Annotated in this window: 23 protein-coding genes and 1 other RNA gene; 18 read left to right on the top strand and 6 right to left on the bottom strand. The window is 40.4% G+C overall.

Going from position 1 to position 21,103, the window contains the following annotated elements; genetic code table 11:
* Nucleotides 1-42: 42 nt before the first annotated feature.
* The 3 genes from typA to B4Q04_RS11100 form a co-directional block, all read right to left on the bottom strand.
* Entirely contained in the window at nucleotides 43-1,842 is a 1,800-nt protein-coding gene (gene typA / locus B4Q04_RS11110) for a translational GTPase TypA (protein ID WP_013994073.1), read from the bottom strand.
* Nucleotides 1,843-2,032: 190 nt separating this feature from the next.
* On the bottom strand, nucleotides 2,033-2,572 hold the full coding sequence (locus tag B4Q04_RS11105) for a hypothetical protein (RefSeq protein WP_013994072.1): 540 nt from the start codon (nucleotides 2,570-2,572) through the stop codon (nucleotides 2,033-2,035).
* A 121-nt stretch (nucleotides 2,573-2,693) separates the two neighbouring features.
* Entirely contained in the window at nucleotides 2,694-3,260 is a 567-nt protein-coding gene (locus tag B4Q04_RS11100) for a DUF3575 domain-containing protein (RefSeq protein ID WP_088696867.1), read from the bottom strand.
* 83 nt (nucleotides 3,261-3,343) lie between these two features.
* Here B4Q04_RS11100 and kdsA point away from each other — a divergent pair, with 83 nt between their 5' ends.
* Complete coding sequence (kdsA, locus tag B4Q04_RS11095; protein ID WP_013994070.1) at nucleotides 3,344-4,165, top strand: 3-deoxy-8-phosphooctulonate synthase; 822 nt, start codon at nucleotides 3,344-3,346, stop codon at nucleotides 4,163-4,165.
* 11 nt (nucleotides 4,166-4,176) lie between these two features.
* Here the strand turns inward: kdsA and B4Q04_RS11090 are convergent, their stop codons facing one another.
* On the bottom strand, nucleotides 4,177-5,178 hold the full coding sequence (locus B4Q04_RS11090; RefSeq protein WP_088696866.1) for a helix-turn-helix domain-containing protein: 1,002 nt from the start codon (nucleotides 5,176-5,178) through the stop codon (nucleotides 4,177-4,179).
* A gap of 69 nt (nucleotides 5,179-5,247) precedes the next feature.
* Between B4Q04_RS11090 and B4Q04_RS11085 the strand changes: the two genes are divergently transcribed.
* The 5 genes from B4Q04_RS11085 (at nucleotide 5,248) to B4Q04_RS11065 (ending at nucleotide 10,665) form a co-directional block, all read left to right on the top strand.
* A complete protein-coding gene (locus B4Q04_RS11085) occupies nucleotides 5,248-7,593 on the top strand; it encodes a TonB-dependent receptor (RefSeq protein ID WP_088696865.1) in 2,346 nt (781 codons plus the stop codon).
* Between the two features lie 90 nt (nucleotides 7,594-7,683).
* Complete coding sequence (locus B4Q04_RS11080) at nucleotides 7,684-8,421, top strand: DUF4198 domain-containing protein (protein WP_013994067.1); 738 nt, start codon at nucleotides 7,684-7,686, stop codon at nucleotides 8,419-8,421.
* Between the two features lie 9 nt (nucleotides 8,422-8,430).
* The gene (locus B4Q04_RS11075; protein WP_088696864.1) at nucleotides 8,431-8,763 is read left to right on the top strand and encodes a hypothetical protein; all 333 of its coding nucleotides are present in this window, start codon (nucleotides 8,431-8,433) and stop codon (nucleotides 8,761-8,763) included.
* Between the two features lie 4 nt (nucleotides 8,764-8,767).
* A complete protein-coding gene (locus tag B4Q04_RS11070; protein ID WP_013994065.1) occupies nucleotides 8,768-9,070 on the top strand; it encodes a hypothetical protein in 303 nt (100 codons plus the stop codon).
* A 5-nt stretch (nucleotides 9,071-9,075) separates the two neighbouring features.
* On the top strand, nucleotides 9,076-10,665 hold the full coding sequence (locus B4Q04_RS11065; protein ID WP_088696863.1) for a PepSY-associated TM helix domain-containing protein: 1,590 nt from the start codon (nucleotides 9,076-9,078) through the stop codon (nucleotides 10,663-10,665).
* Here the strand turns inward: B4Q04_RS11065 and B4Q04_RS11060 are convergent, their stop codons facing one another.
* Nucleotides 10,666-11,025: a DUF1801 domain-containing protein gene (locus B4Q04_RS11060; protein ID WP_013994063.1), complete on the bottom strand. Its 360-nt coding sequence runs from the start codon at nucleotides 11,023-11,025 to the stop codon at nucleotides 10,666-10,668. It abuts the gene before it with no gap.
* Nucleotides 11,026-11,103: 78 nt separating this feature from the next.
* On the opposite strand from B4Q04_RS11060, the gene B4Q04_RS11055 reads away from it, so the two are divergent.
* Both B4Q04_RS11055 and B4Q04_RS11050 read left to right on the top strand, forming a co-directional pair.
* A complete protein-coding gene (locus B4Q04_RS11055; RefSeq protein WP_088696862.1) occupies nucleotides 11,104-11,775 on the top strand; it encodes a DUF1361 domain-containing protein in 672 nt (223 codons plus the stop codon).
* A gap of 68 nt (nucleotides 11,776-11,843) precedes the next feature.
* Nucleotides 11,844-12,956 carry an Sb-PDE family phosphodiesterase gene (locus B4Q04_RS11050; protein ID WP_088696861.1) on the top strand — a complete coding sequence of 371 codons (1,113 nt, stop codon included), beginning with the start codon at nucleotides 11,844-11,846 and terminating at the stop codon, nucleotides 12,954-12,956.
* Nucleotides 12,957-13,038: 82 nt separating this feature from the next.
* Here the strand turns inward: B4Q04_RS11050 and B4Q04_RS11045 are convergent, their stop codons facing one another.
* On the bottom strand, nucleotides 13,039-14,238 hold the full coding sequence (locus B4Q04_RS11045; RefSeq protein WP_088697017.1) for an NAD(P)-dependent oxidoreductase: 1,200 nt from the start codon (nucleotides 14,236-14,238) through the stop codon (nucleotides 13,039-13,041).
* 51 nt (nucleotides 14,239-14,289) lie between these two features.
* Between B4Q04_RS11045 and B4Q04_RS22715 the strand changes: the two genes are divergently transcribed.
* The 10 genes from B4Q04_RS22715 (at nucleotide 14,290) to B4Q04_RS11000 (ending at nucleotide 21,078) form a co-directional block, all read left to right on the top strand.
* On the top strand, nucleotides 14,290-14,442 hold the full coding sequence (locus B4Q04_RS22715) for a hypothetical protein (protein ID WP_013994059.1): 153 nt from the start codon (nucleotides 14,290-14,292) through the stop codon (nucleotides 14,440-14,442).
* A 227-nt stretch (nucleotides 14,443-14,669) separates the two neighbouring features.
* Nucleotides 14,670-15,068: a transfer-messenger RNA gene (gene ssrA / locus B4Q04_RS11040) on the top strand.
* A gap of 143 nt (nucleotides 15,069-15,211) precedes the next feature.
* Nucleotides 15,212-16,030, top strand: a complete 819-nt coding sequence (locus B4Q04_RS11035; RefSeq protein WP_123772365.1) for a hypothetical protein — start codon at nucleotides 15,212-15,214, stop codon at nucleotides 16,028-16,030.
* A 67-nt stretch (nucleotides 16,031-16,097) separates the two neighbouring features.
* Nucleotides 16,098-16,388, top strand: a complete 291-nt coding sequence (locus B4Q04_RS11030; protein WP_088696859.1) for a hypothetical protein — start codon at nucleotides 16,098-16,100, stop codon at nucleotides 16,386-16,388.
* Between the two features lie 83 nt (nucleotides 16,389-16,471).
* The gene (locus B4Q04_RS11025; RefSeq protein WP_088696858.1) at nucleotides 16,472-17,563 is read left to right on the top strand and encodes a replication initiation protein; all 1,092 of its coding nucleotides are present in this window, start codon (nucleotides 16,472-16,474) and stop codon (nucleotides 17,561-17,563) included.
* A gap of 397 nt (nucleotides 17,564-17,960) precedes the next feature.
* Complete coding sequence (locus B4Q04_RS11020; protein WP_088696857.1) at nucleotides 17,961-18,794, top strand: toprim domain-containing protein; 834 nt, start codon at nucleotides 17,961-17,963, stop codon at nucleotides 18,792-18,794.
* Nucleotides 18,795-18,885: 91 nt separating this feature from the next.
* Complete coding sequence (gene mbpA / locus B4Q04_RS11015) at nucleotides 18,886-19,191, top strand: mobilization protein MbpA (protein WP_088697016.1); 306 nt, start codon at nucleotides 18,886-18,888, stop codon at nucleotides 19,189-19,191.
* The gene (locus B4Q04_RS11010; protein WP_088696856.1) at nucleotides 19,188-20,039 is read left to right on the top strand and encodes a relaxase/mobilization nuclease domain-containing protein; all 852 of its coding nucleotides are present in this window, start codon (nucleotides 19,188-19,190) and stop codon (nucleotides 20,037-20,039) included. Before mbpA ends, B4Q04_RS11010 begins: the two co-directional genes overlap by 4 nt.
* Nucleotides 20,040-20,041: 2 nt before the next feature.
* A complete protein-coding gene (locus B4Q04_RS11005; RefSeq protein ID WP_088696855.1) occupies nucleotides 20,042-20,491 on the top strand; it encodes a DUF6730 family protein in 450 nt (149 codons plus the stop codon).
* Nucleotides 20,470-21,078, top strand: coding sequence for a ParA family protein (locus B4Q04_RS11000; protein WP_236631009.1), 609 nt, complete (start codon nucleotides 20,470-20,472; stop codon nucleotides 21,076-21,078). Before B4Q04_RS11005 ends, B4Q04_RS11000 begins: the two co-directional genes overlap by 22 nt.
* The last annotated feature ends 25 nt before the right edge of the window (nucleotides 21,079-21,103 follow it).

The raw sequence follows: 21,103 nt of genomic DNA, 5'->3' as shown, positions 1-21,103 counted from the left end.
AGGTAAAAAAAAAGCCCTGAACAACAATTCAGGGCTTTCATATTATGCAATTTTATTTCTTTTCCGATCAACTTCCTTCAGATATATTTTTCTGAGTCGCAGGAAGTTCGGTGTTACCTCAACATACTCATCTTTCTGAATATATTCCAAGGCCTCCTCCAATGAGAATTTGATAGCAGGAACAATCTTAGCTTTATCGTCCGCACCTGATGAACGTACGTTGGAAAGTTTTTTGGTCTTTGTAATGTTCACCGTCATATCATCACCACGGGAATTTTCACCAATAACCTGTCCTTCGTAAATATCTTCACCCGGATCGACGAAAAACTTACCACGATCCTGAAGCTTATCGATAGAATAAGGAATAGCTTTTCCGTTCTCCATAGAAACCAAGGAACCGTTCTGACGTTGTGGAATATCACCTTTCATCGGTTGGTACTCCAAAAATCGGTGGGCCATAATAGCTTCACCCGCAGTAGCGGTCAACAATTGGTTACGAAGACCGATGATACCTCTTGAAGGAATCAAGAACTCACAGATCATACGTTCGCCTTTCGCTTCCATACTGGTCATCTCACCCTTTCTTATGGAAACCATTTCAACGGCCCTGCCCGATACTTCTTCGGGCAAGTCGATGGTCAACGATTCTACCGGCTCACATTTAACACCATCGATTTCTTTAATGATAACCTGTGGCTGACCGATTTGAAGTTCGTAACCTTCACGACGCATAGTCTCGATCAATACGGAAAGGTGCAATACCCCTCGACCGAAAACCAAAAATTTATCGGCACTATCGGTCTCGTTGACACGCAAGGCCAAGTTCTTTTCTAGTTCACGCTCCAAGCGCTCCTTGATATGTCTTGAAGTTACGAATTTACCATCCTTACCAAAAAATGGGCTGTCGTTAATGGTAAACAACATACTCATCGTTGGCTCATCGATAGCAATGGTCTTTAACCCTTCAGGGTTTTCTATATCGGCAACGGTATCACCGATTTCAAAACCTTCAATACCTGTAATCGCACAGATATCACCGGTAACGACTTCCTGAACCTTAAGCCTTCCTAGGCCTTCAAAGGTAAAAAGCTCTTTTATTTTTGATTTTACGATAGACCCATCCCTTTTAACCAGGGCAATTTGCTGTCCTTCCTTCAAGCTCCCCCTTTGTAATCTTCCGATGGCGATACGGCCCGTAAAAGAAGAGAAATCCAAAGATGTAATCAACATTTGTGTATTACCCTCTTTCGGTTCAAAGGTAGGAATATGCTCAATGACCATATCTAGAAGCGGCTCGATGTTTTCAGTCTCATTCTGCCAATCGTCACTCATCCAGTTATTCTTTGCCGAACCGTAAACGGTAGGGAAATCTAACTGCCATTCTTCGGCACCCAATTCGAACATAAGGTCAAATACCTTTTCGTGAACTTCTTCCGGGGTACAGTTTTCTTTATCTACTTTATTGATTACCACACAAGGTTTCAGACCTAGGTCAATAGCCTTTTGCAATACAAAACGCGTTTGGGGCATAGGACCTTCAAAAGCATCTACCAACAATAGCACACCATCGGCCATGTTGAGAACACGCTCTACTTCACCACCAAAATCGGCGTGACCAGGGGTATCGATTATATTGATCTTGGTACCTTTATAAACTACGGAAACGTTCTTTGAAGTAATGGTAATACCACGTTCGCGTTCCAAATCGTTATTATCCAAAATTAGGTCTCCTGTATTTTGGTTCTCGCGAAACAATTGACAGTGATACATAATTTTATCTACCAAGGTTGTTTTACCGTGGTCTACGTGTGCGATGATCGCAATGTTTTTAGTTATTGACATATGTAATTATTTAATAGCAGTCCGCCGCTATTTTGAGCGTGCAAAGATACTGCTATTTTTCTGCGCATAACACAAACTTATGTTATTTTTATCTTGTTGATTTCTAGCAAGTTCACCCCAAATAGGCTCAGAAGCTTTAGGCACTGCCCTTTTCAAGGTAAAAAGGGGGTGTAAAAAAGTGAAATGCCGATCAACGCCGTTTTCCAAACGCCCAACCCACACGTGCCGCCAAAAGCAATGCAAAACCACCGTCATCTTGAGTTTGTGAATAGCCCACACCACCTTCCAAACGGTAGAAGAAACCACGTCTATAGGTGCGTTGCAAACCATAGACCGGACCAACGCCCAAAACACTTTCCGACAACATCAAATTGCCGATCAGGGGATTTTTATCTTGATAGGCCAACAGTATGGCGATATAGTTTCCCGAATTGCCCGAGATATTTTTACCCTTATCCAACCGCCGGTCCATATTGTAATAATAGCGGAGCTGCCCCCTAAGAACCGGATAAATACCAAAGTCGGTATCACAACCACTACAGCCCCTCAGACCAAAGCCCGTAACAAACTCCATGGTAGCGGTTGTATTCCGGCCCAGTGCCTTTTCGTATAGAATGGCAGGCATAGGCAAACCCAATTGTACTTGATGGTCTTCAACATTATTTTGGTTCTGTGCATTCGTAAAAATTGTAAACGTAAAAAGAACGAGTAGGATTCCAGTGTTTTTCATAAGTTGACTCAGGTGTTAAGTACTCCTGAACAATCATCAAATATCAAGCCTAAAATTCATTTTTTTCTAAACAATTTGTAAGAAAAAAACAACTCGACTTATTCGCAATAAAAAACACATACTAACGCCCTACACACCATCGTTTTTCGCTAAGTATCCAACCGATACTCAAATTAGCCACCGGATAAATTCCATCTTCAAACTGCCCCGTGTAATAAGCCGCACCAACATCCACAGAAAAATTGAAACCTGAATTATAGCTGCGCTGTAAACCTGTTACCAAACCCGCATAACCGAAAGCGCCTTTTACCTCTTCACCACCAATTGTGCTAGAACCCGGAAAAAAAGCCGCAACGGCTGGAGCCACATAATTTGCTGAGTTACCATAAATCTGCCTTCTATTTTGTTGCCTTTTTTCAAAGTTATAGTAATACCGATACTGACCGGCAACGGCAGGAAAAAAACCTAATTCCTCGTAAACATTAGCTTTTAAAGGATCTAAACCTACTTGCACACCTACTTTTAAATCAAAAGTAGTATTGGTTCCTAGTGCCATTTCATACTCAAAACCAGGGTTTAATAGATTGACTTTCATTTGTCTCAATTCACAATTTTTGCCGAATTGGGCATTGGCTTGGCAAATGAGTAACAGCAGTAAAAACAAGGGTAGGCATTGTTTAAGATACATGTAGATTTGGTTTTTATACAATCTTATGTAAAGACAACAGTTAGCCCCATAAAATAGTATCTTTGCTCAAAAATTTTCGACGAATGGACTTATCCTTAATTCCTCAAATAAAACATACTGATAGCAATAACTTTTTTTTACTTGCTGGCCCTTGTGCCATAGAAGGTGAAGATATGGCGCTGCGCATTGCAGAACATGTCGTAACAATTACCAGCGATTTAAAAATTCCATATGTATTTAAAGGCAGTTTCAAAAAAGCAAATAGAAGCAGGCTTGACTCTTTTACAGGTATTGGGGATGAAAAAGCTTTAAGGATATTAAGGAAAGTTTCTGAAACTTTTCAAGTACCTACGGTTACCGATATTCATACGGAACAAGATGCTGTTATGGCTGCTGAATACGTAGATGTATTACAAATTCCTGCTTTTTTAGCCCGACAAACGGATTTAGTAGTTGCTGCTGCGAATACAGGAAAAACCGTGAACATCAAAAAAGGACAATTCATGAGTCCGGAAAGCATGAAACACGCGGTTAATAAAGTTACCGAAACAGGTAACCAACAAGCTATTATTACCGATCGTGGCACCATGTTCGGCTATCAAGATATGATCGTTGATTTTAGAGGAGTACCCACCATGAAACAATTTGCTCCTGTTGTGCTGGATGTAACCCATTCGTTACAACAACCAAACCAATCTTCAGGAGTAACGGGCGGTAGACCTTCATTAATAGGTACCATGGCAAGAGCAGGAATTGCAGCTGGGGTAGATGGTCTTTTTATAGAAACACATTTTGATTGCGCTAATGCAAAAAGTGATGGTGCCAATATGCTAGATTTAGGGCTAATGAAAAAATTGTTGACCGATTTGACAGCTATTAGAAAAACGATAAACGGCTTGCAGTAGATCCAGTTGATCTAAACTACATTCTTGTATTGCTTGGGAGTCTTTCCGAAATGACGTTTAAAGGCCGCACTGAAATGGGTTGCGTTTTTATACCCTACCTCTTCGGCTACCTCATAGACCATAAGTTCGGTATTATCTAAAAGCATCTGTGCCTTTTCCATTTTTTTGGCCTGAACATAGACCGTGACCGAGGCTCCGAAAATTCGTTTAAAATCGGCTTTCAAGCTTTGCCCGTTCAACCCGAAGATCTTGCACAGTTCCTGTACCGAAAAGTTTTTGTGAAGGTTGTTTTCCAAATGTTGCTTCACCGCATATACTTTTTTAAGGGACTCCCCCACCCTTGGGGTTTCAGGAAGGGAGCGGAAGCGTATGTAATTGTTGAACTGTTCGGCCAATAGTTCCAAAACCTTGGCTTTTAGAAAAAGCCTATCGGCCGGCCCCTTTATTTGATGTGACTCCAACACCTTTAAAGTCGCCTGTATACTGGGCGTAATGGGCACCATACGCACCTTGTCCCGAAACACCGTAAAGGCCTCATCCTTTAAAAACTCGTTATCCTCTAAAAACGATCGAGACAATAAAACCACTATTTCTTTATAATTCTTGTTTCCGGCAATACGCACAAAACCTTCAAAATTCTGAAAGCAGGTCATATAGCAATCATGACCTTCTTGGTAGAAATCTTCATGCCATGTGGGTTCCGAAAAGATCTTTTGTCCTTTTAACAAAAACGAAAGACGTATACCTTTCCCATTTTGCTTCGGGTAGCAGATCACATCTTTCATGAATTTACAACGCGCAATGACCACCGAAAAGTCCGGAAAGGTTTTACAACTTATCCGCCCCACACCAAATTCAGCCTTGATATAAGCCTTCCAAAGCCGAACACCACACAGCGTACAACCCTCTTTATCCCCCGTCAGATAAGCCGCCATCTTAGCCTCCGAATCGAGGTTTTTCGGCAAAATTTCACAGTTGGCAAATCGCGTCTTTTTTTCTCCATTTGGCGTCATTCCTTATACAATTTCACAACTTACATTTGCATCAAATTTATTTAGACTAAATTTAAATAGCAATATTTTATGAAAAAGATTTACATGCTCCAATTATTCCTCACCTTAACCTTTGGAGCATTTGCCCAGACCGGTTCCCTAGAAGGAACCCTTAGCGTGAGCGACGGAACCCCCTTGCCTTATGCCCATGTGACACTCGTGAAAACAAACTACGGCACTACATCTGACATCAACGGTCATTTTGTTCTAAAAGACGTCCCTTCAGGAGACTATACTTTAAAGATATCGGAACTAGGCTACCAAACCTTCAAAAAGAACATCACTATACAAGCGAACACAACGACCTCCTTGCCAAAAATCGTTTTGGAAGAATTGGTAGAGTCATTGGACGAGGTAGTTGTCAACGGTAATGGCAATAACAAATACATTAACCGCGAACCTTCCACTTCATTGCGATTGAAAACCGAACTCGCCAAACTACCTCAAAACATACAGGTCATTAACTCCGAGTTACTAAAAGATCAACAGGCCACCAATATTATGGAAGGCGTGATCAGAAATGTCAGCGGTGTGACCATGATCGAGCACTGGGGGCATTTTGCCCGTGTCAATATGAGGGGGTTTCGTTTGCCCGCATTCAGGAACGGTATTAACGTTCAAGACACTTGGGGACCTTTATCGGAAGACATGAATACGGTAGACCGTATAGAATTTGTAAAAGGCCCTGCCGGTTTTATGATGTCGGCGGGCGAGCCTGGTGGATTTTACAATGTAGTCACCAAAAAGCCCACCGCCAGTAAAATTGCCGAGTTGTCATTTACTGCCGGAAGCTTCGACAACTATCGCGGAACGATAGACCTAGGAGGCAAACTGACCGACGACGAAAAATTATTGTTCCGTTTGAACGGCATGTACCAAACCTCCGATTCGCACCGAGGTAACGAAGATGCATCACGCTATGGTATTGCGCCCTCGTTAAGCTATCGCTTTTCCGACAAAACCATTATTACCACCGAATTGAACTTACAACAGGCGGAAAGCTTTATCGGCTCGTCTTACGTCTTTGCCCCTACCCCAGATGGTTATGCAAGCCTTGACCGTAACTTTAAATTTACCGACAACAATTATCCGGTAACCGATATTCAAGAAGTAACCTTCTTCACCAACCTCAGTCACAACCTATCGGACCATTGGACCCTAGAAAGTCAATTTGCCTATTTGCGTTATGACCAGGAAGGCAATTCCTTTTGGCTAAGGGATATAGCGGAAAATGGTGACACCCACCGATATATTAGCCTTTGGGACGCCCTCTCTACCGGCAAATACTTTCAGGCCTACCTTTATGGCGATTTTAAAACAGGGGCCATAAACCACTCGGTTCTAGGGGGCTTCGATTACACCCAAAAACATTACCTAGCCGATTTTTACCAAGCTTTCGATATCGACACGGCTACACCTTTCAATATCTACAATCCGGTTTATGACAATACCCCATCGCCCAGTTTTGACCGCTCATTGGCCTTACAAAACAGAAATGGCGGGCAACCCTATATGTATGGGGCGATCACAAAGGCCTATTACGTCCAAGATGAAATCGGGTTTCTCGATAACCGAATTCGCCTGACCCTTGCCGGAAGATATACCCAACTGGCCACCGAAGGCAAAGACGAACAAGACCAAAAATTCACCCCTCGGGCCGGAATAAGCATCGACATTCTACCAACACTTGCCGTATACGGCCTTTACGACCAATCTTTTATCGGCCAAAGCGGCGTAAGCTTTTCAGGTGAAACCTTTGACCCCGTAGATGCCATTGATATTGAAGGGGGACTTAAAAAGTCGTTTTTTGACGGAAGGCTAAAAACTTCGCTAGGGGCCTACCAAATAACCAAACAAAATGTATTGGTCGGCGACCCGGAAAATCCCAATTTCTCCATTCAACTGGGCGAGATACAATCCAAAGGAATCGAATTTGACCTCCAAGGCCAAGTAAGCCCTGAACTGAACGTGGTGCTCAATTACGCCAATACCCATGTTGAGATAACGGAAGACACCAACGCCGAAAACATCGGTAAGAGAATGGCCGGCCATGCCAAGCATGTAACCAATGGCTGGTTGAACTACCAGTTCAATACCTCTTCTTCCTTAAAGGGTTTCGGTATTTCACTGGGTTACCAATACCAAGTTGACCGTTCGTCATGGTCATGGGGTGCGGACAACCAAACCGACTTGCCCGATTACTTCAGATTGGACGGGGCACTATCGTGGAAAAACAACAAATTGAAGGTTCAACTGAACATCAACAACCTATTGGACGAATATCTGTATTCCGGTTCTAACTATGGCACCTATCTATACTGGCAATCAGAACCCGGTATCAATGGACGCCTTACGGTAACCTACAAGCTTTTTTGAGTTGAGTTAGTTTGTTTGCAGTGCCCTTGAACGTGATTTTCGTCAAGGGCACTTTATCCCTTTTTCCTGTAATCTTTAATCCCTATAAAAATGAAAAAAATCATCACCTTACTCGTATTGCTTTTATCGACCTCCCCTATCTTTTCGCACTATTTATGGATCGAAGCCGCACCACAGGGGCAATTGAACCAAGAGCACCAGATAAAAGTGCGCTTCGGGGAATACACCTATGGTGTTATTGAAAAAGTTCAGGGAGACGCTTTTAAGGGCGTAAGCAACTTTAGCTTATGGCTGATCGCTCCCGACGGTACCAAAACCACCCTGCCGATTTCCGCCAAAGACGACTTTTACGCGGCCAGTTTTACCCCTAACCAAAAAGGCACCTACACCTTGGCATTGGACAATAAGGATATGAAGGTATTGGACTTTACCCAGTACGATTTTGGCATATTCAAGCCACAATACCACGCCAAGGCCAAAGTTGTTGTGGACAAAAAACCCGCTGCAATTGCCAAAACCAATGTAGACGGTATTGAAATTATAGATGTCAGTCCTGATCCATATGGGGTTTCGAAGGAAGTCAGTCTTCAATTGCTTTTCAAGGGCAAGCCTTTGGCCGAAAACGAAGTAAGCATCTTTGTCTCCGATCTATGGTCAAAAAAACTGAGCACGGACCAAGACGGAAAGATCTCATTTCAACTGCCATGGCCCACAAAATATACGGTCGAGGCCACCTATAACGAAACCGTACCCGGAACGTACAAGGGTCTTGATTACGAATTCATTTGGCATTGTGCCACCTATTGTATTCCCCTAAAAAAACAATAGCCAAAAACTATGATCACTTTATTGAGTCTACTCTTTTTCCTAGGTTTTTTTCAATTGTACGCCTCTTCCGAAAGGATGCCCCACAACCAACAAATGTTGGGAATCACATGGGTACAACAACACAAGTTGACCGCTAAGGCCGCAGGAAGTTCCCTTGTGGTTCTTTCCCTTCTTAGTACGGGTATCCAATACGGTTGGGGAGCAGGACTTTTACTTGGATCGATCATGTTGATGACCATTGGAAGCCTTACCATATGCATCACCCCCTTACGGGTCATCGGAAGATGGGGCCTGCTGGCCCTGTTTTCAATTTCATTCAGTCTAGAATTACTAATCTTTTAACCCGATGCCGGCAAACCCCAAATACCTCACTACATCCAAATGGCAGCGATTCGCCAAGATAAGCGCTGCCATTCTCGGGGGCTATCTTGTTTCCGTTCTATTCCATTTGGCCTTGGCCGCATGGCTAGACCGGGCCACCGTGCTTATTACCGCTAGCTATACCTTATTCCTGTTGTGGGCGGCCTTGATGATCTTGGGTTTTTTGGCCAAGAACGGCTGGAAGCTATGGGGATTATACCTCATCATTATTCTTATTTGCGGTGTTGCCATCTACATAGGGCAGTCGCTTTACCCCCTAACTACATAAAATTTATGGGCCAAAGAACTTACAACATTTTACTTCACACCCATACGGTGAGCGGCATAGTTATCAGTGTAGCGCTTTACGTCATTTTTTTTGCGGGGTCCTTTTCATTTTTCAGGGACGAGATTGCCAATTGGCAACGCGGCCATAAAGTAAGCATCAAAGACAAAATATCGGTACCGATCGGCCCCGTTCTCGACAGTCTGGCCTCCGAAAAACCTCTACAAGGCAGGGACATTGAATTTCGGCACTATTACAACGAACGCAAAATAAGTGTAAACCTAGGGGCTTCAAAAGACACCCTGTTGTCTGAGACCGAAAGGGCCAGGGCATTTTTTTATTTAGACACCCATGATCTGGGTACAACCGATTATATCGGTAACTATTCATTAGGTGAATTCTTGTACCGCCTGCATTTCTTTGCGCAAATCCCCTATCCTTTCGGGTATTACCTTTCAGGTTTTGTGGCTTTCTTTTTTCTCTTTGCTATCGTTACGGGCATAATCGTTCACTGGAAAAAAATCATTCCGAACTTTTATCTTTTCAGGCCATGGGCCAAGATGAAAACACTGTGGACCGACGCCCATACGGCCCTTGGTGTCATTGGCCTGCCCTTTCAACTGGTCTATGCGGTAACCGGGGCTTTTTTTATGTTGAAGCTCATAGTAGTGGCCCCCAGTGTACTCACCCTCTATAAGGGAGACCAAACAAAAATGTATGAGGAACTAGAATACGGCCATCCCGTATTTGAAGCCGACCATAAGCCCTTACGGCACATTCCGAATATTGACGGGCTCATAGCCGAAACCCAAGAGAAATGGAAGGATTTCATGGTCACCGAAGTACATATTTTCAACTATGGCGACACCAACATGCAGGTTTCGGTAAACGGGCAAATGGACTATAAGAGCAAACTAAACGGCGTCGGCCACATTATTTACAAAGCCCTCGACGGAAGTAGTACGGTAGTCAAAGATCCCACGGGCACCAGCTCGTATCTAGACGGGGTAAAGAACATGCTCTTCAGGCTTCATTTTGGCGACTATGCCGGCTATGGCCTAAGGGTGATTTCATTTATTTTAGGGCTGGTTTCCTGTTTTGTGATCATCTCGGGAGTTTTAATATGGCTTACGGCCCGCGACAAAAAGAACCTTCCGGAAAAGAAAAGACGTTTTAACGAAGGCGTGGTACGCTACTATTTGGCCATTTGCCTAAGTATGTTCCCTATAACCGCCTTCACTTTTATTATGGTAAAGGCCTTTGATGCCGAAGGAAAAACAATGATCTATTACTGCTATTTCTTAGGATGGTTGCTTTTATCGGTTTATTTTATCTTAAGGAAAAACAACGGCCTCACCCATAGGTATTGTTTGTTATGGGGAAGCATTTTAGGATTCTTTGTTCCCATAACCAACGGTATGGTTTCGGGCAATTGGCCCTGGGTCGCCATGGCCGAGGGAAAACATGATATCCTACTGGTCGATTTACTATGGATTTTCCTATCGACTGCAGGGCTATGGGTCTATATGAAATCAAGACAAAAACCAAAAAAAGCCCATCTCAAAAAAGCGAAAACCAAAACCATTTCGGTAGGCTGATCACCTATAAAATTTAGCGTTGCGTACGGCGTATGCTTCCTTTAGGACTTCCGTAAGCACGGAATCGTTAACACTTTCCAATGAAGTATAGCGCAAGGACTTCATGACTTTGCGCCCCTCGGTAATCATAAGTTCTTGGTGAACGGTCAGGTGGGCCGCCTTCCAAAACCCCAGATCAATATAATTTTTGCTTTGGTTCAAATAACAAAAGGGACTTCCATTGATATAATAGAAGGGAATTTTATATTTGAACTTTAAATCGACATCGGGAACGGTTCGCTCAATGACCGATTGCAAATGCAACAAAATACCCCTAAAAGGTTCCGGCTGATCGAGGATGTAGTTTTCTGCAGGGTTCATGGGCTAAAATTCGTAGTATCAACAACAAATATAGTTCCCTCCCGTTCTATAACATAGACTAAATCCCTTTTTTATTCCATGATTCCCAGCGCTTTAAAAAACAATCTGTTCCACAAAAAACTCCTCTTACTGACGGCATTGGGTACGGCACTTTTAGCCCTAAGGGTATATTGGACCCAATCTATCGACTTTACCTTTTTGTTGTGGAACCTTTTTTTGGCCCTCGTTCCCCTTTTTTTATCGAAGCAATTCCTTTTCAATGCACAGGTACAAAAATCAAGGGCCTTACGTATTGTTATCTTGTTCCTATGGGTACTTTTTTTGCCCAACAGCCCCTATATCATTACCGACTTTGTGCATTTAGACTCTGCTAGGCCTACCTTTTGGCTCGACCTTTTGTTGTTTTTTGTTTTTTCGCTAAACGGATTGATATTAGGCGTGCTCTCTATGATGGATGTTTTCAGCTATCTAAGAAAAAGAAACCACCCCGTTCTGGCCAACGCCATCCTACTTTTTGTGAGCTTGCTGAGCGGGTATGGCATTTTTCTGGGCCGCTTTCTACGTTTTAACTCGTGGGACATTGTCACCAAGCCCTTGGTCTTGGCCGAAAGCCTTTTTAACTCCTTGTTCTTAGTCGATGCCTGGTTATGGATTTTTGGTTTCGGAAGTTTTATTTGGGTCTCGTTCTGGGCGCTTAAGCCGTTTTTACGGGGCCATGGCACCTTAACCGTAAGCAACCCGAAAGTTTAAGTTTACTTAATACTAGAGGTAATAGGTTCCGATTCTTGTTGTATAATTTAGCAACATAAATCCACACCATGAAAAAACGGGCCCTTGTAATCCTTCTGATCATATTTCAACAAAGCTATTCGCAAACACATTCGCACGCCGGGGCAAAACCTATGAGCTATCCGGATATCGAGGGTTACAAAACGCTAAAGACCGATTTGCACCAGCACACCGTTTTTTCGGATGGAAAGGTGTGGCCGACCATTCGCGTACAGGAGGCACTAAGGGAAAACCTAGATGCCATATCACTGACCGAACACCTGGAATACCAACCCCATAAAGAAGATATTCCACACCCCGACCGGAACCGTTCTTACGCCCTGGCCCTGGCCGAAGCCAAATCACACAATCTATTGATTGTACACGGTTCCGAAATCACCCGTTCGGCTCCCGTGGGCCATAACAATGCGATATTTATAAAGGATGCCAACCAATTGAATGTAGACAAGGCCGAAAAAGCCTTTTCCGAAGCCAAAAAACAAGGAGCCTTTGTCTTTTGGAACCACCCTGCGTGGTACGCCCAAAGTCCTAAAGGCACCCCAATCTTAAGCGACTTTCAGGAAAAACGCATCAAGAAGGGCGAACTACATGGTATTGAGGTCATAAATACCGTAGATTATTCAGAGGAAGCCTTGACCTTGGCCTTGGAAAACGATCTGACCATTATGGGCACCAGTGATATTCACGGACTCATTGATTGGGACTATACCGAAAAAGGAAACCATAGGCCCATTACCTTGGTCTTTGCCGAAGACAAGACCATGGAAGGCCTAAAGGAAGCCCTATTCGCCGGAAGAACCGTTGCCGTTTACAACGACCTTATGGTGGGCAAGGCCGAATACCTAAAGCCTTTACTACGGAAAAGTATAGCGATCGGTAAAGCGGAATACCGTTCAAAATCGCAAGTACTGGAACTTCAGTTAAAAAACATCAGTAGCAGCGACCTGCTTTTTGAGAACCAAATGGAATACTCCTTTTATGACAGTTCGCCAGTGTTTGAAATACCGGCCGGTGAAACCAAGCGATTGTTGGTAAAAACCTTGGATACCAAGACCGAAATCGTTTTAAAGCTGAAGGCCTTGGGTTGTTTTACCGCACCGAGACAACAACCGATCATTGAGTGGAAGATCGTCATCGATTAGTCCTTTTTTGCCATGGGCGCCATGCCGATTTGTGATTTTCGTAGAGACCGCAATGACAAAGGAAGACCTTTTAATTCTTGGATCAGTGCGACACGTAATCGGACAAATAGGCGTAACGCGCGGTAAGCTTTCCGTTTTTCGTCATTCTTGCCCGTTCTAAGACGCCATCTTTATCTCCATTGAAAAAGGCGGGAATCACGTTTTTTATAAATGCCTGCCCAAAGCCTTCGCTAGCATCTTGTGGAATTTCGCAGGGCAAGTTATCAACGGCCATAACCGCTATGGCCGATTCGTTTTTAAAGTCGGTTTCAGACTCCGAAACGGGATCGTAGCCATAGATGGGGTCCGCAATGGTCGAAGGTCTGATGGTGGTAGCCACGGGCCCATCGATATCGCAGCTTATATCGGCGACTACCCTTATTTTAAAATCACCTTTCTTGGCATCTTCACGGGTAAAAAGATAGGGTGCCCCCTGACCGTAAAAGTGTCCGGCAATAAAAAAATCGGAAACCCGTGCAAACCGGTAAAAGTTACTTTTGTATTCTTCGGGATGGGCAAAAAAGTCGGCCTTATTGCCCCGTACTCCATCTTTACGTTTGTTGTAATCGGAAGCATCTATCTGGCAATACACCGGTTCTTTAAAAGTTTCTTCCAGATATTGGGTAACGTTTACTTTTCTGATATTCATGGCATCGAGCATTTCCCGTGCGCCGTTGCCGACCCTGCCCCTACCCGTCAAGATGATCTTGATGTTGGGCAGCTGTATTTTATTCAGTTCTTGGATCAGTTCTTGCTGATTGGCCAAGTTTTCGGCCTTGGGCAGTTGATACAGGTCGTATTTGAGTCCGTATGTACGGAGTCCGTTATACGCCCCGACAATACCGGCATAGCGACCGAAGGCCACTAGGCGTTGTTCTTTGGCATTGGTAATGACCTCATGGTCGTAGAGTTCTATGTTCTTTTCGAGTACGGCCCGAAGCAAGTCTTTATTGTAGGGCTGTTGTTTGATGGTATGGGAAAAGAAGAAGTATTTTTTATTGGGAATCAAATGGTTGATGGGTACTTCCTTTACGCCCAGAAGCACGTCGCATTCTTCCATTTTGGAAGCTACCTCGATGCCTTGGGCCCTATAATCGTCATCGGAAAAAATGCGGATAGGTGAAGGTTCTACGACAATTTGGGCCTTGGGGTGTTGGGCCAGGACTTTTTGGCAGGCCTGGGGCGATAGTACCACACGGCGATCGGGCGGATTTTTACGCTCTCGAATGATTCCGAACTTCATGATCATGGGCTTTTATAACTTATTGGTCAACTACGGTTTCAAATGTAACTTATGATTGAAGCCTATCAAAACTTTTTTTGGAATACTTTTTGGGGTATCTTTGCCGACCGTGGTGGTTTTTTCCCTAGTGGATTTTTTGCGTTAGGGATAGTAGCGGTTACCCCACAGGCCCTATTGGCTTTTGCGAATTGGGCCGAGGAGTAAAAGCGGATAGCCCGCCCCTTTTGAGCCGAAAGCGAAAAAGGGAAACGCCAAAGTAGTTCTTTGAAAAAATAATAGTAAATAAGGTCCCGACGCTCGTAATACTAGGTCGGGACGCAATTCGACTACGCAAATCGGAGATTTGCTGTCGCGATAAATTGTTTTATGGTCCCGAAGTGAATTCGGGACGTAATTCGACTACGCAAATCGGAGATTTGCTGTCTCATTACGGGGCCGACTGGTTTTGACAGCGAGACCAATGGCATTGTAAGCATGTCGAGCGCTGGGGTACAGCTCGTTAATATCATACTTCACACTTTTAATTGGCGAAAATAATTACGCTCTTGCCGCTTAATCTGAATTATAGTAGGATTTAGCCTCGTTCCGACCAGGTCGGAAAGCGAGATGTCTCTGAACAGCCCTTGTTGGCGGCGGTTCATCTAGAGGCACCAGAAAAGTCAACATAAGGCCACTATTGCTTCGGTAGTGGCACCAAAACCTTAAGAAGCTAAGTGTATATTAGGCCGTTTCCGGTCAGGTATACATCGAAAACCAAGCGGAAACTAAACATGTAGAAAGCTCTGTTATTGCTTGTTTGGACGAGGGTTCGAATCCCTCCGGCTCCACATTTAAACCCCGTAAACCCTTTGTTTACGGGGTTTTTTATTTTGCGTTGACAGAATCGTTGACAATACTATTCAACATCAATAAGTTGTTTCTATTTTCGAATTTAGTATTTTTAGAGTAATTACTACTAAATAATGCTAAGATTATGAACCCATTTATACCACTTATCGCACTGTTATTCTTTTTATCAATTGGCCACGCAGTTCTAGTATCAAAACGATTAAGCCAAGAATTGTCTATTTACCTTATGGGTTATGGTCAAATGTCAGCAAGTATTTCGAAACTCGTTGAAGATAAATTTTCAAGAAGAAGAAAAATTTTCTTTACACTGTTGTTCTTTTTCACGCCGTTATTTCTTTATAAAGTCTTTTTAAACCTCCATATAGAGAATAATATTGTGGCTTTTAGCCTCTTCACAATCATAATTTCAATTAAATCATTTTGTATCTGGTTCAATATCAATAAAATTGGCAAGGAAGACAAACTAAAGCCACATTCAACGGATATATCCAATTTTAAAAATGAGATATCCCCCTCTTTAGAAAAAGATAAGGATGTCTTGAAATTGGATGAACTTAAGCTAGAATCCAATCTAACACTATTTAAAGATTATATAAAAAGTCATAACGAGTTTGACTTTTTTATTCCTGAAACCAAACAGTTTGAACTTTCTAGTTTTAGTTTGAACGGAAGAACAATTTTAAAACAGACCCATGCAAGCTTTTTATTGCTAGTTTTCTTTTTTGAAGAAGTCTTAAAGGATAAGAGTTATTTGAGTGACCTTCCGGCACCATACTATCTTCCTTTGAACGAAGCATTCTTCAATGATAATATTGATTTAGACAAGTCAAATTGGGCGTCATTTAAAAAAAAATATCTTAAAGGTATGGAAATTCATGAGCTCAAAAGCACTGAATTCTATAAGGAATTACAATTATTTCATAATAAACATCAAGTCAAATGAAATAGGTTAAACAAGTAAAAAAATCTATTTTGTCTCTTTGGTCTATTAAACAATAAAATTAATAGACATGAGCACCTACACAGATCCCTTTCTAAGTATTCACAATAAACTAGCTAAACTTACAGAACTAGTTTTGGAGATTAAAAATGCTCCTAAAGAAGATTATTCTACAAAGTACTACACCAGACAAGAAGCTGCCGACATATGTCGAAGCTCCGTTCAATCTATTGATAACTATATAAAGTATGGATGGATTGAAGCTGAAGATTTCGGGCCTGCAAAAAAGTTGATTCATCACTTCCAGATTTTCAACGAGGACAACTCCATCAAAAAATTTAAGTACAAAAGAAGAGCATAAATCAGTTGTTTTATGCTCAATTGAATATCAACTAAAGCATAGAAAACTGATTCTTAGCCAATAAAATATTTCATTTTAAGAGCATGGAATTACGAAATAAGCAGCTTAATCAAGCAAACTTTTTTACTAGAAGTCTTTTCAAGTTAGATAAAGAAATACATAAGGACATTGTTTATCTAATTCAAAGTAAAATAGATTTTTTTGGCAAACCCAAAAGTGTTATTAAAATTTCACTCAACGATTATATTGATGCAAAAAACACTTCAAAAAACGACACATATTCGTTTTCTGAATTTTACAAATTTACTAATGAAGTTAAAAATGTGGGAGGAGCTTTTTACAATAAGATTGAGAGGTCTTTTATCGCATTTAATATCGTGGACAATGTTCAAGTAGATCCTGACAGTCCTGATACGTTAAAGATAGAATTAGCTCGTTTTGGAAAAATCTTCTTCTATAAAGAAAAACTTATTCAGTACATCAATGAAATAACACCCGTAGGAAAAGTTCAAAAACAAAATGGATTTACGCAAATTGAAAACTCTGTATTCAAAATTCGGGGAGCAAGACGAAAAAAATTTTACGAAATACTATCACAATTTAAGAATACCGGATTTTGCATTATAGCCGTAATAGAGCTTAAAATGATTTTAGGATATATAGAAATCATAGACAAAGAATTGAAAACAACTCTAACCCCTGAAGACCAGCTCAAACTTATTTTTATCCCTGAAAAAAACTATGAGTTTAAAGACAAACAACCCAAGTTTAGCTATTTCGAAAGAGACTTCCTAAAGCCAGCAATTCAATGGATAAACTCAGAAAAATGTAAGGATATTAAAGAATTAAGAATAAATAGAAAATTTAAAAAAGGTAGAAGAATATCTCATATTGAATTTCGATTTAAACCTTTAAAGCATGAGCTCAACAAAGAAGAGCTAAGCTGCTTAGAGTTTTTCAAAGGACTTGGACTAGATGAAACTCAAGTCATTTATTTAATTAATAGAATTGGTTCTGGGGAGATGAAAAAAAGATGGATGGAAAACATCCAGAGAAGTACATTCGGCCAAAATCAAACCGCGAAATATTACGATAAAGTTAAACAGAGCGAAATAAAAAACATATCAGGTTTTTTATATAAGAATCTATTTAAGGAGCTAAATAAAATATCATGATTACAACTTTGGTAAAAACTGAAATACTTATTCATCACTCACTTATTAAGGATACAACCTCACCTATTAAGGATGTACCCTCACCTATTAAGGATATGCACTCACTTATTAAGGATGTACCCTCACCAATTAAGGATGCACCCTCACTTTTGATAAAAATCAGCAAAATTTTACCTCACTCATTAAGGATGTACCCTCACCTATTAAGGATACACCCTCCCCCTTCATTAAGGATGCACCCTCACTTTTCGTTAAGGATACACCCTCATATATTTATCTGTGAGCCCATTTACATAAAGGCTTCAGAGCATACTAAAATACTACTGTAAAAAAATGAAAATGGAAAAAAACAGAAGTTAAAACAGCAATAAATATTTGCTAGTCAAAAATAAAAGAAATGAATTGCCAAAAAGCTAAAAAAATAGACATGGTTTCATATTTAAAAAAACTTGGCTTTGAACCTCAAAAGACAAGGGGATATGACAAATGGTACATATCGCCATTTCGAGGAGAAAAAATTGCTTCGTTTAAAATTAATACTAATAAAAACTGCTGGTACGATTATGGTACAGGCTCCCGTGGCACAATAATTGATTTTTTGCAAAAATTTTACAGGTGTTCTATTTCCGAAGTTTTGCAAAAACTTTCAAGCGACACCTTCTCTTTTCACCAGCAACCAAGTTTTAAACACATATACGATACCAAAATAAATATTACTTCTGTAATTGATATTCAGCATTTAGGACTTATAGCTTATTTAAATCAAAGGAGAATACCTTTAAAAATTGCGAGAAAAATATGTAAAGAAGTACACTATTCAAATCATTCAAAAGAATATTTTTCAATAGGTATTGAGAACATTTCCGGAGGATATGATCTGAGAAATAAATACTTCAAATCAGGTTCTTCACCTAAGGATATCTCCATAATTCAAAATGGACATAATTCTCTGGTGGTTACTGAGGGTATGTTTGATATGCTCTCTTTAATGTCGCTAGATAGTTCAATATTACAAAAGGCGGACTTGTTAATCCTAAATTCTTGTTCTTTCGCTAGCAAATTAAATGCCTATACAGACAAGTACAACACCATAAATCTCTATTTAGACCAAGATGAAACAGGCCGTACAATCACTGAAAAATTCGTAACCAAAGAACTCAATTATCATGACTGTTCAAGTTTTTACCAAGGCTATAATGACTTGAACGAATGGTGGGTTAAGCAAAAATAAAAAAATGATTTTGAGTAAGAGTTCAAGATGTGTGTGCTGGGCCCACAATCTTGATTTTTCTCCCGATGGTCGCAAAATAAAAAAAGAACCAATGAAGAAAAAAGAAAGAGTTGTCACCAAGTTCAGAAGTACGATTTACGAGAAAAAGCTTTTGAAAATAAAAGCTAAAAAATCGGGACTCTCCCTCAGTGAATTTTGTTTTAGGGCAGCATTTAATAAAGAAATTACTGCACGCCTTACAGATGAAGAAATAGAAGTATATAAAATGCTTTCAACCTATAGTCGCAATTTCACTCTGATAGGCAATATGTACCGTAAACAGAATCCAAAACTGACTACAGAAGTTTATGCCTTGGCCAAAGAAATAAGAGAACACTTAAACAATTTCAAAAAATGATTGGTAAAGGAAAATCTATCTCACATACTAGTGCCTCGATTGCTTATGGATGGAACCAAGAAAAAAGCGCTATTGTAGTTTTGAAAGAATATTTAGCCGGCAATACCCCTGAAGAGCTAACTAGGGAATTTCAAATCATTCAGGACATGAATGAAAATTGCAAAAAGAATACTCTCAGCTTTGTTTTAAGTCCAACCATAGAAGATGGCAAAAAGTTGAAAAAAAAGGAACTCGGTGACATAGCAACAAAGTTTCTAGCTCGGATGAATTTGAACAACCGTCAAGCTATAGCTTTCGTTCACAAAGACAAAGCACACACCCATATTCATTTGTACGTAAATAGAATTGATTTTAAAGGTAAAGCCTACCTTGACGGATTTATAGGAAAACGAAGCATCGAAGCAGCTAGAAAGGTTGCATTAGATATGAACTTAAAAACCGCTCAAGAAATTCAAGTGAAAAAGCTTAATTCTCTTAAACAAATAAGGAGAGAAATACACAATTTAAACGAACAGGTATTAAGGAAAAACTCGCCTAAAACCCTTGACGATTATATTAAGAAGATGAAACTGAAAGGTATTGATGTAATCCCTAGTATAAACAAGGCTAATAATCTTCAAGGATTCAGATTTAAATATAAAAACATCAGCTTAAAGGGCAGTGAAATACATCGGTCTATGTCCGGTGGAAAAATCACAAATACTATAGCAGAAAATGGTCATATACTACAGAATGGAAGCAAGACGATTCTAATTTCAAACAAAGTGGTTGAAATAGGTGCAAAGTTCGCTACAAATACTAAACAGCAATCCATTCAACAATCAACTAATAAAGGACTAAGTATATAACCATGGCAAAAATTGACGACATAGCGGAATTACTAGTAGAGGAATTAAGCGATTTCAAACTGCAACTGGAAAAAATGAAGCATCTATCCAATGAACTTAAAATGACTCAGCTATCACCAGATATGACCGAAATGAGTTCGATTTTGAATTCGTTTGTAAAAAGCCAAGACACAGTTCTTAGAGAACAACATACTAAAGTATCGCAATTAACTAAAAACTTATCCAAATCGAACCATTATCCAAGATGGTTATTAGTACTACTGAGCTCCGTATTACTATTCACCTTTTGTTTGGTGAGTTATTCAATTTACGAGATAAAAACAAGTTCTGACGCTAACCTTAATAACTATGTTAAAGGTCAAAAAGAAGCAATGCATCACTTTAATAAGTTTTTTGAAGAGAATCCAGAGGCCAAGGATAAATACTTAAAATGGAACACGAACAGAAACTAGGTATGGCAAAAATTATACTAATTACCCATCAAAAAGGTGGCGTAGGTAAAAGCACCTTGACTTTTAATTTGGCACAAAATCTAAGTGAACATTCCAAAGTAGCTATTTTAGACATGGATATTCAAGGAAGTTTGGCTCAAATTTCTAATATGGTAGAGTCTTTTGAAATAACTACGAACCAAAATATCTTAACGGAAAACCTGGAATTGGATTTTGTTTTTGTTGATACCCCTCCGTACCTATCAAAACAACTAAAATCATTGCTACAAGCAGCAGATTTAATTTTGATTCCAACTAAAGCCGGCATCCTAGACCTTTTAGCTATTGATAGCACTATCAGCCTAATAGCAGAGCAAGGAAAAAAAACTAATAGTATGATTGTCTTGAACATGATCAAGCCAAATACCACTCTTACCGACGATATTCTTAAAAGCCTATCAACATATAATATAAAAATAGCTCAAACTAAAATAAGCGACTTGGTAGCGTTCACAAGATCTACCTTGTTACATGGAGTTTTAGACAACAATAAGGCACAAAAACAAATGGATAGCTTAACAAAAGAAGTTTTGACTTCACTTTTATAAATCTATAATTATATAAATATAGAAC

The organism is Zobellia sp. OII3 (assembly GCF_002211465.1).
In the GTDB taxonomy this organism is placed as follows: Bacteria; Bacteroidota; Bacteroidia; order Flavobacteriales; family Flavobacteriaceae; genus Zobellia; species Zobellia galactanivorans.
Note: the sequence above shows the minus strand (reverse complement) of the source record. Positions and strands in the feature narration are given on the sequence as shown.